The organism is Actinokineospora spheciospongiae (assembly GCF_000564855.1).
GTDB classification, from domain to species: domain Bacteria; phylum Actinomycetota; class Actinomycetes; order Mycobacteriales; family Pseudonocardiaceae; genus Actinokineospora; species Actinokineospora spheciospongiae.
The window spans coordinates 1-10,543 of the sequence record NZ_AYXG01000116.1 but is presented as its reverse complement, the minus strand read 5'-3'; the positions used below and the strand labels follow the sequence as shown (position 1 = coordinate 10,543).

Below are 10,543 nucleotides of genomic sequence, written 5' to 3'. Positions count from 1 at the left end.
CCGGCCAAACACATCCACCCACCCGGGCATTTTGTGGCCGGGCCGGCGGTTTGTTGGGTGGTCGGCTAGGCAAGCACCTCCACCCACCCGGGCAGGGGCGTAGCCGGGCCGCCGGTTCTCGGGGCGGTCGGCCTGCGCTCAGGACCTCCACCCACCCGGGCAGTTCGCTCGCCGGGCCGGCGGTTCTCGGGGCGGTCGGCTGTTGTTGCTGTGCCCGATCGGGTTCGGAGTGACCTGCGGCTGGCCAACCCAGCCCAGCCCTAGCCTGGCTCCGGCCCCGTCTCTGTCTGCGCTCAGTCCTGGTGCAGCAGAGACGTGGCGTCGAAGCAGGTGGGGTCGCCGGTGTGGCAGGCGGCGCCCTCCTGCTCGACCAGGACCAGCACCGCGTCGCCGTCGCAGTCGAGGCGGACGTCGTGGACCTTCTGGGTGTGGCCGGAGGTGTCGCCCTTGACCCAGAGCTGTTGGCGGCTGCGGGAGAAGTAGGTGGCGCGGCCGGTGGTGAGGGTGCGGTGCAGGGCCTCGTCGTCCATCCAGGCGACCATCAGGACCTCGCGGGTGTCCCACTGCTGGGCCACCGCGCACACCAGGCCGTCGGCGTTGCGCTTGAGCCGGGCGGCGATCGCCGGGTCCAGGGTGGTGGGCTCGGTCACGGGGTGCTCCTCGCGAAGTGCTCGGTCGACGGGCGGGTCAGCAGCAGGACCACGGCGTAGGCGTGCGCGGCGGCCAGCACGCCGGAGGCGGCGCGCACCCACACCGGCAGGTCGCCGAGGGCGATCAGCACGTGCACCAGGACGGCGACGGTGGCGTAGCCCAGGGCGACGGCGCGGGCGGCCCGCCACCGCAGCCACAGCGTGGCCACGACCAGGAGCCCGAGCACGCCCAGGATGATCGGGAACCGCACGGCCCCCGGGTCCTCGCCGAGGCGGACCAGGGCGATGGCGACGAACAGGGCGGCGGCCCCGGCGAGGATGCCCAGTGCCAGCCTGACCTCCAGCGGGCGGGCGGTCGTCACCGGACCACGACCCCCGCGCCGCGCAGGGTGTCCTTGACCTCGCCGATGCGCAGTTGGCCGAAGTGGAAGACGCTGGCGGCCAGCACCGCGTCGGCGCCGCGCTCGACCGCCGGGGCGAAGTGCTCCAGGGCGCCCGCGCCGCCGCTGGCGATGAGCGGGACGTCCACCCTGGCCCGGACCATTTCGATCAGCGGCAGGTCGAACCCGGCCTTGGTGCCGTCGGCGTCCATGGAGTTGAGCAGGATCTCGCCGACACCCAGTTCCTGGCCGCGCTCGGCCCACTCGACCGCGTCGATGCCGGTGCCGCGCCTGCCGCCGTGGGTGGTCACCTCGAAGCCGGAGGCGGTCGGCTCCGCGCCCCCGGGGACGCGGCGGGCGTCCACGGACAGCACGATGCACTGGGCGCCGTAGCGGTGCGAGGCCTCGCGGAGGAAGTCGGGGCGGGCGATGGCGGCGGTGTTGATGCTCACCTTGTCCGCCCCGGCGCGCAGCAGCCGGTCGATGTCGGCGACCTCGCGCACGCCGCCGCCCACGGTGAGCGGGATGAACACCTGCTCGGCGGTGCGGCGGACCACGTCGTAGGTGGTCTCGCGGTCGCCGGAGGAGGCGGTGACGTCGAGGAAGGTCAGCTCGTCGGCGCCCTCGGCGTCGTAGGCGGCGGCCAGCGCCACCGGGTCCCCCGCGTCCACCAGGTCGGTGAAGTTGACCCCCTTGACCACCCGACCGGCGTCGACGTCGAGGCAGGGGATGACCCGGACAGCTACTGGCATGCCCGCGAGCCTACGGGGTCGGGGTCACCCGATCGTCGACGACCACGGGCCACGGGCGTGGCGCGGGCACCGCGAACCCGGGCCTCCGGAACCCGGTCTAGAAGCTGGAGCGGGCCAGGAAGCGGTCCAGGGCGTCGATCAGGGCGGTGGTCTGCTCCAGCAGCCCGCGCACCCGCACCCGCACGTCCTCCATCACCAGGTCCCGGTCCACCAGGGCGGTGGCCCGGTTGCCGGTGCCGCGCCAGCGGCTGCGCGAGCGGCGCTCCAGGGCGATGGCCTTGCGCAGCGCCCCCACCACCGTCCGGCTGCGCTCGACGAGGGCGTCGAGTTCCGGGGCGACGGTGAGCAGGAAGCGGTCCACCGGCAGCGGGACGCCGTGCTCGAACACGTCGCGGGAGCGGGCGATCTCGGCGGCGAGTTCCCCGTCCGGGGTCAGCGCGCGCTCGACGGAGTCGATGAGCACGGCGGCGTCGGCGCCCGCGTCGAAGTCGGCGATGGCGGACTCCCACAGCGCGACGCCGCGGCGGAGGGTGCCGACGACCAGGGTGGGTCCGCGCTCACCGCGCAGCGCCTGGCGGTCGCCGGTCAGGTCGGCGAGCAGTCGGGACAGCGGCTGAGCGGGCGGCATGGGACCTCCACCTTCTGCGGACGCCGCCACGCTAGCGACCCGCGTTGGTGCCCGACAGGTCCCGACGGGGGAAAACTCACCGGTAGGGGGGTCGGGCACCTGGCCGATCCCGCTGCTGTTGTCGCCTGCCTGGGGATCGTGCCCGGGGTCGGCGCGGGCGGCGGGACGTGACGTTCGTCATCCCGCGCGAATCGGCCATCGGTTCCCGCCCGGGCGCCCGCGGTGGGGCCGCGCGATCGCGGGTGCGCAGGTCAGTGCGGGTGCGGCGTTCGGGGAACACGCCGACCCGGTCGCCGTCGAGCAGGCGCGGCGACCCGCTCGATCCTGTGTGGACATGGCAGGTGCACCGGTGCCGCACCGCCGGGCAGCCGGACCGACGCCCGATCAGCCGCTGTCGCCGGGGTTTTTGTCCGTTTACCCTGAGCGGAAAGGGAAGGCGGACCCCATGCGGGTACTCATCGCGCTGCTGGTGGTCGTCCTGGGCGCCCCGGTCGCGGCGGCGGCCCCCACCGCCGCGATCGTCGGCGGCGACACGGTCCTGGTGAACGGCGTGCCCTGCCGGGTGGCGTTCAACGCCAAGACCCCCGCGAACGCGCACCGCGTCATCGTGCTCGGCGCCTGCACCGGGTCCGCGCAGCCGGTGACGGCGGCGGTCCCGCCGCCGGGCTCCACCCCGACCGCGCAGGTGCGCGTCGGCTCCCGCCTGGTCACGGTCACCGGCACGCGGTCGCCCGCCATCGGCTCGTCGGTGTGCACCAGCAGCCCCACGAGCGGCTACCGCTGCGGCACCGTGCAGGCGGTCAACCAGACGGTGAACTTCCCCGGCGGCGCGATCACCGGCCTCACCCGCACGAACACCTGCTTCGAGTTCGGCGACGCGGGCAGCCCGGTGCTCGCCGGGACGCAGGCGGTGGGCGTGCTGCTCGCGGGCTCGGGCAACTGCACCGTCGGCGGGACCTCCTACTACGTGCCGATCAACCAGGTGCTGTCGCAGAACGGGCTGGCCCTCTACGTGGGCTGACCCGGGTGGCGCCCCGGTCCGCAGGCACGCGGACCGGGACCGCCGCCGCGCTAGGCGACCGGGCCGGAGGCCGAGGTGACCTTCTGCGAACCGCTGACCGTGGCCAGGGACTTGGCGTGCCGCGCCGTGGCGGTCGGGCTGGTGCGGTCGGAGAGGTGGAACCAGTCCACCTGCACGCGCTGCGGGTCGACGTCGACCACCGAGTAGCCGTGGCTGTCGAGTTCGACGTACTTCAGGTGCGGGTTCCCGACGCGCAGCGCGGATTCGGCGAGCACCGAGACCGTGCGCGGGTCGACCTTGAGGATGTCGTCGATGTTGTCGCTGGTGACCGAGGTCGTGACGAACTCGACGGCCGCGCTGTTGCCGTTCCACCAGTAGCTGGACCGGTCGAGCGGCACGTCCGCGCCCCAGGAGGAGTGGATGTCGCCGGTGAGGAAGACGGTGTTCTTGACGCGGTTGTCCTTGAGGTGGCCGAGCAGTTCCTGCCGGTCGGCGGTGTAGCCGTCCCAGGCGTCGGAGTTGGCCGCCACACCGCCGACGGGCAGGCCGATGAGTTCGCCGACCGCCTCCAGGAAGCGGGCTTCGAGGTTGCCCACCGAAATCGGGGTGATCATCACCGAGTTGCCGACCAGCTTCCACTGGGCGTCGGTGCCCGACAGCCCGGACTTGAGCCAGGCCATCTGGGCGTCGCCGGTGATGGTGCGGTCGGGGGCCCCGGGGTCACCTGAGGAGGGGGTGGTCTGCTGCGAGCGGTAGCTGCGCAGGTCCAACATGGACAGCTCGGCCAGCCTGCCCCAGCGGAAGCGGCGGTAGATCTCCCCGCCGGGTCCCTGGCGGACCGGCATCCACTCGAAGTACGCCTGCCGGGCGGCGGCCTTGCGGGCGTTCCAGTCCCCCTCCTCCGGCTGGTGGTTCTCCGCGCCGCCGGACCAGGTGTCGTTGGCGTACTCGTGGTCGTCCCAGGTGATGAACCAGGGCTGGGCCAGGTGCAGCGCGCGAAGGTCCGGGTCGGTCTTGTACTGGGCGTGCCGCTGCCGGTAGTCGGCCAGGGTGGTGATCTCGTTCGCCGGGGAGTGCGGGCGGATGGTCACACCGCGCGCGGTGTAGCTGCCCGCCCGGTACTCGTAGAGGTAGTCACCGGCGTGCAGGACGCCGTCCAGGTCGGTGCGGGCGGCGAGGTGGCGGTAGGCGGAGAAGTAGCCCGCCTGCCAGTTGGAGCACGACACCAGGCCCAGGCGCAGCTTCGACACGGCGGCGTCGGTCGCCGGGGCGGTGCGGGTGCGCCCCACCTCGGAGGTCGTGCCGTCGAGGGAGAAGCGGTAGAAGTAGGCGGTCGCCGGGCTGAGCCCGCCGACGGCGACCTTGACCGTGTGGTCGGCGGCGGGCCCGGTGCGCGCGCTGCCCGAGCGCACCACGGACGCGAACGCGGCGTCGGTGGCCACCTCCCAGCGCACGTCCACCTCGGGCCCCGCCCCGGACCCGGGGGCCGCCTCAGGGGTCGGGGTGACCCGGGTCCAGATCAGGACGTCGTCCGGGAGCGGGTCACCGGAGGCGACGCCGTGGGCGAACTGCGGCGGGGCGGCGGCAGCGGCGGTGGCCGCCCCGGCCAGCGCGGCCGGGACGAGCAGCGCCCCACCGGCCACGGCGGAGGACTTGAGGAACGCGCGGCGGTCGAACGGCGTGGTGGTCACGCCTCTCAGGGTTACACCGCCAGGCAAGATGTCACACCCCCTGTTCGGCGGAATTCACGGTGAACGTTCCCGGCCGGTCGGTCCCGCCACGCGGCGGGGGCGGGCTCCGGGAACATGCTCTAGGGTCCGCCCCATGGAGCCCCTGTCCGAACTCGGCGACGGCAAGTACCTGCTCGTCCGCACCTTCAAGCGCGACGGCAGCGCGGTCGGCACCCCCGTCTGGATTCTCCGCGACGGCGACCGGCTGGTCTTCTGGACCGCCGCGGTGGCGGGCAAGGTGAAGCGAATCCGGAACAACCCCAGGGTCGAGGTCGCCGCCTGCGACATCCGCGGCGTCCCGTCCGGTCCCGTGTACCCGGGAACCGCCCGCATCCTGCCGAAGGGTGAGGCCGGGGACAGCCTGGCCAAGATCCGCAAGAAGTACGGCCTGGTCGGCTGGATCACCATGATCGGCAGCCGCCTGCGCCGCGGCGCCGACGGCTCCGCCGCCATCGCCGTGACCTTGGATTAGGCCGCAGCAGGTTCTAGCGGACTGCGGCGAGGGCCTCGGGCAGGGTGAAGTTGCCGTTGTAGAGGGCCTTGCCCACGATCGCGGCCTCGATGCCCTCCTCGGCGAGGGCGGACAGGGCGCGGAGGTCGTCGAGGCTGGAGACGCCGCCGGAGGCGACGACCGGGGACTCGGTGCGGGCGGCGAACTCGCGCAGGAGGGTGACGTTGGGGCCGGTGAGGGTGCCGTCCTTGCTGACGTCGGTGACGACGTAGCGGGTGCAGCCGTCGCGGTCGAGGCGGTCGAGGGTGTCCCAGAGGGAGCCGCCGTCGGTGGTCCAGCCCCGGGTGGCGACGCGGTACTCGCCGTCGGTGAGGCGGACGTCGAGGCCGATGGCGATGCGGTCGCCGTGCTCGGCGAGGACCCGGGCGCACCACTCGGGGTTCTCCAGGGCGGCGGTGCCGAGGTTGACCCGGGCGCAGCCGGTGGCCAGTGCCGCCGCCAGGGTGGCGTCGTCGCGGATGCCGCCGGAGAGTTCGACCTTGACGTCGAGGCTGCCGACGACCTCTGCGGTGAGGGCGCGGTTGTCGCCCCGACCGAAGGCGGCGTCGAGGTCGACGAGGTGAATCCACTCGGCGCCGTCGGCCTGCCAGGCGTGGGCGGCGTCGCGCGGGGTGCCGTAGGTGGTTTCGGTGCCCGCCTCGCCCTGGGTCAGGCGGACGGCCTTGCCGTCCACGACGTCGACGGCCGGGAGGAGGTAGAAGCTCACCCGGGCAGCCTAGCCGGCCACCCCCACTCGGTCGCCCGCCCGGGTCACACCGAGGCGCTGAGCCAGTTCTCCAGCAGTTGGGCGCCCGCGTCGCCGGACTTCTCCGGGTGGAACTGGGTGGCCGCCAGCGGGCCGTTCTCGGCGGCGGCCACGAACGGGCCGCCGTGGTCGGCCCAGGTGACCAGGGGCGGGATCATCGGGGGCTCGGGGTTCAGCTCCCAGGTGCGGGCTGCGTAGGAGTGCACGAAGTAGAAGCGGGCGTCGGGGTCGAGGCCCGCGAACAGGACCGACTTCTCCGGTGCCCGCACGGTGTTCCACCCCATGTGCGGCACGACCTCCGCCCGCAACCGGTCCACCGTGCCCGGCCACTCCGCGCAGCCGTCGGTCTCCACGCCGTGCTCGATGCCCCGGTCGAACAGGACCTGCATGCCAACGCAGATCCCCAGCACCGGGCGCCCACCGGCCAGCCTGCGGCCGATGATCCGGTCGCCGCGGACCGCGCGCAGGCCCTCCATGCAGGCGGCGTACGCGCCGACGCCGGGGACGACCAGGGCGTCGCACTCGACCGCCGCGGTGAAGTCACCGGTGACCTCCACGTCGGCGCCGACGCGGCGCAGGGCGCGTTCGGCGGAGCGGAGGTTGCCTGATCCGTAGTCCAGTACGACGACTCGTGCCACCCCTCCAGCCTAGTCGCCCACGCGGGTGCCCGCGCCAAACCCTCCGTTATCGAACTGTGATGCCCGCCTCGATAAAAGTGCCGCTGACCTGGGTACTCACCTGAAAGCTGTCGGGGCTGGTCGTGTGATGGTGGAGGAAGACGTGCGGACTTCGCTGACCCGGACCCACGGTGGTGGGACCTCCCGCTGGATCATCGCCGCGGCGCTCGCACTGGCCGCGGTGGTCAACGGGTACCTCGCGGCCAGCGAGGACGTGTTCTGGCCTGTTCCGCTCGCCCTGCTGTGGGTGGGGTTGGCGCTGGCGGTGCTTTCCGCGCGGGCCGGGGGTGAGCCGGTGGACGAGCCGGAGCCGATGCCGACCACGGCGCGGGAGGCCCTGGCGCTCACCGCCGAGGAGCCTGCCCGCCGCCGGGTCCTGCACGTCTAACCCACCCGCAGGAAATCGCGCACGCTCACGGCGATGCCCGCCGCGTCGAGGCCGTGCACCGCGTCGTGTTGTTCCGGTGTGCCGTAGGCGCGCAACTCACTGTCGCGGCGGGTGCCGAGGTTGAGTTGGCGGTGCGGCAGGTCGCGCAGGGTGGTGGCGACCTCGGCGGCGGAGGTGTCGCGCAGGTAGGGCTCCACCACGACCACGGCGGGGGCCGACGAGTCCACCGCTGCGCGCAGGCCGGTGCGGTCGAAGGGGCGGATCGTGTTGGTGTAGAGCACCGTCACGTCCAGTCCCTCGGTGGCCGCGAGCACCTGGTCGAGGACCGGGCCGACCGCGATGACCACGCCCAGGCCGCCGTGGCGCAGTGGGGTGAACCCCGGTGCCGCTGGCATCGGTGTGGTGTTCTGCCTGGTCGACAGGCGCAGGTAGACCCGGTCGTCGGTGGCGAGGGCGGCGGTCAGCAGCGGGGCGACCTCGTCGCCGTGGCCGGGGACGTGGATGGTCCAGCCGGGGAGGGCGTCGAGCAGGGTGACGTCGGCGGGGGCCTGGTGGGTGCGGCCGGTGGCCGGGTCGTCGTGGGAGGCGCCGATGCTGACCAGGATGGCGCCGACGCCCTGGTGGCCGAGGTCGAGCTTGATCTGCTCGTAGGGGCGCTCGACGAGGAACGGCGCGTAGGAGTGGACCACGGTCCGGTGGCCGGTGAGGGCGAGCCCGGCCGCCACGCCGATCATCGCCTGTTCTCGGATGCCGACGTCGACGACCCGGTTCGGGTGGCGGCGCAACTGGTCGGTGAACCGGTCGGCGGAGATGGCGGCGAGGACCAGGGCCACCCGGTCGTCCCGGTCGAGGGCGTCGGCGAGGGTGTGGACGAAGGCTTCGCGCATCCCAGTGGCCCGCTGGGTCTGGGTGGTCTGGTGGGTCTGGGTGGTCATGTCAGTTCTCCCTGATCTCGGCGACGACGGCCAGCGGCGCGTCGGGGTGGTCGGTGGTGAGGGCGCGCTCCAGCGCGTCGTGGTCGCGGCCGTCGGCGGTGGCGGTCACCCAGCCCTCGACGGCGAAGCGGGCGGCGATGCCGCCGGGCCAGCCGTGGGTGGCGCTGGCGTTGTCGACCACCACCGCGGTCAGGTTCGCCTGCCCGCGGCGGCCCGCCACCGCGATGGCCTCGTGGTTGCTGCCCTCGTCCAGCTCACCGTCGCCGAGCAGCACGAACACCCGCGGCCCGGACAGCCCGATCGCCTGGCCCAGGGCGATCGGCAGGCCGTGGCCGAGCGAACCGGAGCCGATCTCCACGCCCGGGACCAGCGTGCGGTCGGGGTGGTACCCCAGGATCGAGCCGAAGTCGAGCCAGTTGTCCAGTGTGGACTTCTCGAAGAAGCCCTTGGCCGCCAGGATGGCGTAGTAGGCCATCGGGCCGTGCCCCTTGGACAGCAGGAAGCGGTCGCGGTCGGGGGCGTCGGGGTGGGCCGGGTCGACGCGCAGGACCCGGTCGTACAGGACCCACAGCACGTCGAGGGTCGAGGTGGCGGCGAGGTGGTGCTTCTCGTCGCCGATCAGGCGGTCGTAGAGGGCGGGCAGTTCCGCGTAGGTGTTCATGGGACGACTGTGCGACCTCCAGTGCGCTGGAGGTCAACAGTCAACTCCGTCGCGCGGAATGCCGCCGGTGTGGTGCACTCGGTGTCGAGATGGACGACAAGCAGATGATCCGGCGGTCCAAGCGGCTGTCGAAGGTGCTCCGGCACGACCCGGCGAGCGCCGGGCTGACCCTGGACGGGGCGGGCTGGGTCCCCGTCGCCGACGTGCTGGCCGCGCTGGGCCTGGACCGGGCGGAGCTGGAGGAGGTGGTGGCGCGCAACAACAAGCGCCGCTTCGCCTTCGACGGGACCGGCACCCGCATCCGCGCCAGCCAGGGCCACAGCGTGCCGGTCGACCTCGGCCTGCCCCCGCTCGACCCGCCCGCGGTGCTCTACCACGGCACGGTCGCGGCGGCCCTGGGCGCGATCGCCGCCGAGGGGCTGCGGCCGATGAACCGACAGCACGTGCACCTGTCGGCGACCGAGGACACGGCCCTGGCGGTCGGGGCGCGGCGCGGCAGGCCGGTGGTGCTGGTGGTGCGCGCCGCGGTGATGGCCGCCGACGGGCACGTGTTCCACCGCAGCGAGAACGGGGTGTGGCTCACCGCCGGGGTGCCGCCGCGGTACTTCGACCTACCTGGAGGTCGCGGGTAGTCTCGGGAGGGTGTCCAAGCTCCCCGACGTGCTGACCATCGGCGAGGTCGCCGACCGCAGTGGCGTGCCGCACACCGCGCTGCGCTTCTACGAGGAACGCAGGCTGATCCACTCGGTGCGCACCGCGGGCAACCAGCGGCGCTACCCCCGGGCGGTCCTGCGGCGGCTGGCGTTCATCCGCACGGCGCAGCGGGTGGGCCTGAGCCTGGAGGAGATCCGCGACGCCCTGGCCACCCTCCCCGACCAGCGCACCCCGACCAAGTCGGACTGGCACCGGCTGTCGAAGACCTGGCGCGGCGAGCTGAACGCCCGGATCGACTCGCTGCAACGACTGCGCGACAACCTCGACACCTGCATCGGGTGCGGGTGCCTGTCGTTGAAGTCCTGCCTGCTGGCGAACACCGACGACCGGCTGGCCCAGTTCGGCCCCGGGGCACCGAAGTTGAAGGCGCGCACCGAGGGCGGGATCGGCTGACCCGCCCGGATCAGCCGGAGACGTACCAGGCGACGGCGCCGCCCGCCGCGACCAGGGCGAGCAGGCCCAGGACGACGGCGGCGACCTTGGCGGTCTTGTACGTGGAGTAGACACCACCGACGAGGATGCCCGCGAGGGCGATCAGGGCGATGACCACGACTTCCTTGGGCACTGTGCGCGCTCCGCTCTCGATCCGGGTGGCGGGTCGAACCCTAGAGCATGTCCTCAGAGCAGGCTGACCACCCCAAACCCCCGGCCCGGCGAGCCACTGCCCAGGTGGGTGGAGGTCCTGAACGCAGGCCGACCACCCCGAAAACCGCCGCCCCGGCTACGGCCCTGCCCGGGTGGGTGGATGTGT

General features: G+C 73.2%; 15 protein-coding genes. 5 read left to right on the top strand and 10 right to left on the bottom strand.

Translation table 11 applies throughout. From position 1 onward, the window contains the following. Positions 1–293: 293 nt before the first annotated feature. From hisI to UO65_RS16385, 4 genes are all read right to left on the bottom strand, one after another. Positions 294–650, bottom strand: a complete 357-nt coding sequence (gene hisI, locus UO65_RS16400; RefSeq protein ID WP_035283425.1) for a phosphoribosyl-AMP cyclohydrolase — start codon at positions 648–650, stop codon at positions 294–296. Continuing rightward, positions 647–1,012, bottom strand: coding sequence for a hypothetical protein (locus UO65_RS16395; protein ID WP_035283424.1), 366 nt, complete (start codon positions 1,010–1,012; stop codon positions 647–649). The genes hisI and UO65_RS16395 overlap by 4 nt, the downstream gene beginning before the upstream one ends. Continuing rightward, complete coding sequence (gene hisF / locus UO65_RS16390) at positions 1,009–1,782, bottom strand: imidazole glycerol phosphate synthase subunit HisF (RefSeq protein ID WP_035283423.1); 774 nt, start codon at positions 1,780–1,782, stop codon at positions 1,009–1,011. The genes UO65_RS16395 and hisF overlap by 4 nt, the downstream gene beginning before the upstream one ends. Before the next feature lie 97 nt (positions 1,783–1,879). Then, positions 1,880–2,410 (bottom strand): hypothetical protein, encoded by a 531-nt coding sequence (locus tag UO65_RS16385; RefSeq protein WP_035283422.1) that lies wholly within the window; start codon positions 2,408–2,410, stop codon positions 1,880–1,882. 445 nt (positions 2,411–2,855) lie between these two features. Between UO65_RS16385 and UO65_RS16380 the strand changes: the two genes are divergently transcribed. Further along, positions 2,856–3,431, top strand: coding sequence for a S1 family peptidase (locus UO65_RS16380; RefSeq protein WP_035283421.1), 576 nt, complete (start codon positions 2,856–2,858; stop codon positions 3,429–3,431). Positions 3,432–3,481: 50 nt separating this feature from the next. Here the strand turns inward: UO65_RS16380 and UO65_RS16375 are convergent, their stop codons facing one another. Further along, complete coding sequence (locus UO65_RS16375) at positions 3,482–5,122, bottom strand: alkaline phosphatase D family protein (RefSeq protein WP_200873384.1); 1,641 nt, start codon at positions 5,120–5,122, stop codon at positions 3,482–3,484. Positions 5,123–5,255: 133 nt separating this feature from the next. Here UO65_RS16375 and UO65_RS16370 point away from each other — a divergent pair, with 133 nt between their 5' ends. After that, positions 5,256–5,633, top strand: a complete 378-nt coding sequence (locus UO65_RS16370; RefSeq protein WP_035283420.1) for a PPOX class F420-dependent oxidoreductase — start codon at positions 5,256–5,258, stop codon at positions 5,631–5,633. Positions 5,634–5,646: 13 nt separating this feature from the next. Here the strand turns inward: UO65_RS16370 and priA are convergent, their stop codons facing one another. Together priA and hisH are read right to left on the bottom strand one after the other, a co-directional pair. After that, entirely contained in the window at positions 5,647–6,378 is a 732-nt protein-coding gene (gene priA / locus UO65_RS16365) for a bifunctional 1-(5-phosphoribosyl)-5-((5-phosphoribosylamino)methylideneamino)imidazole-4-carboxamide isomerase/phosphoribosylanthranilate isomerase PriA (RefSeq protein ID WP_035283419.1), read from the bottom strand. A gap of 44 nt (positions 6,379–6,422) precedes the next feature. After that, positions 6,423–7,055 (bottom strand): imidazole glycerol phosphate synthase subunit HisH, encoded by a 633-nt coding sequence (gene hisH / locus UO65_RS16360; protein ID WP_035283418.1) that lies wholly within the window; start codon positions 7,053–7,055, stop codon positions 6,423–6,425. Between the two features lie 142 nt (positions 7,056–7,197). Here hisH and UO65_RS35875 point away from each other — a divergent pair, with 142 nt between their 5' ends. Next, entirely contained in the window at positions 7,198–7,482 is a 285-nt protein-coding gene (locus UO65_RS35875; protein WP_146241247.1) for a hypothetical protein, read from the top strand. On the opposite strand, the gene UO65_RS16350 is transcribed toward UO65_RS35875, so the two are convergent. Together UO65_RS16350 and UO65_RS16345 are read right to left on the bottom strand one after the other, a co-directional pair. Continuing rightward, a complete protein-coding gene (locus tag UO65_RS16350; RefSeq protein ID WP_200873383.1) occupies positions 7,479–8,417 on the bottom strand; it encodes a transketolase family protein in 939 nt (312 codons plus the stop codon). The genes UO65_RS35875 and UO65_RS16350 overlap by 4 nt on opposite strands. A gap of 1 nt (position 8,418) precedes the next feature. Beyond that, positions 8,419–9,078, bottom strand: coding sequence for a thiamine pyrophosphate-dependent enzyme (locus UO65_RS16345; RefSeq protein ID WP_035283415.1), 660 nt, complete (start codon positions 9,076–9,078; stop codon positions 8,419–8,421). A gap of 89 nt (positions 9,079–9,167) precedes the next feature. On the opposite strand from UO65_RS16345, the gene UO65_RS16340 reads away from it, so the two are divergent. Together UO65_RS16340 and soxR are read left to right on the top strand one after the other, a co-directional pair. Further along, entirely contained in the window at positions 9,168–9,710 is a 543-nt protein-coding gene (locus UO65_RS16340; protein ID WP_035283413.1) for an RNA 2'-phosphotransferase, read from the top strand. A 10-nt stretch (positions 9,711–9,720) separates the two neighbouring features. Then, positions 9,721–10,185, top strand: coding sequence for a redox-sensitive transcriptional activator SoxR (soxR, locus tag UO65_RS16335; protein WP_035283411.1), 465 nt, complete (start codon positions 9,721–9,723; stop codon positions 10,183–10,185). Positions 10,186–10,195: 10 nt separating this feature from the next. Here soxR and UO65_RS37435 read toward each other — a convergent pair whose 3' ends face one another. Next, a complete protein-coding gene (locus UO65_RS37435; protein ID WP_181400002.1) occupies positions 10,196–10,357 on the bottom strand; it encodes a hypothetical protein in 162 nt (53 codons plus the stop codon). Between the last annotated feature and the right edge of the window lie 186 nt (positions 10,358–10,543).

Excerpts from the sequence above, each read along its gene's own strand:
- hisF (WP_035283423.1), bottom strand. The coding sequence starts at position 1,782 with ATGCCAGTAGCTGTCCGGGTCATCCCCTGCCTCGACGTCGACGCCGGT.
- UO65_RS16385 (WP_035283422.1), bottom strand. The coding sequence starts at position 2,410 with ATGCCGCCCGCTCAGCCGCTGTCCCGACTGCTCGCCGACCTGACCGGC.
- UO65_RS16380 (WP_035283421.1), top strand. The coding sequence starts at position 2,856 with ATGCGGGTACTCATCGCGCTGCTGGTGGTCGTCCTGGGCGCCCCGGTC.
- UO65_RS16370 (WP_035283420.1), top strand. The coding sequence starts at position 5,256 with ATGGAGCCCCTGTCCGAACTCGGCGACGGCAAGTACCTGCTCGTCCGC.
- UO65_RS16350 (WP_200873383.1), bottom strand. The coding sequence starts at position 8,417 with ATGACCACCCAGACCCACCAGACCACCCAGACCCAGCGGGCCACTGGG.
- UO65_RS16345 (WP_035283415.1), bottom strand. The coding sequence starts at position 9,078 with ATGAACACCTACGCGGAACTGCCCGCCCTCTACGACCGCCTGATCGGC.
- UO65_RS16340 (WP_035283413.1), top strand. The coding sequence starts at position 9,168 with ATGGACGACAAGCAGATGATCCGGCGGTCCAAGCGGCTGTCGAAGGTG.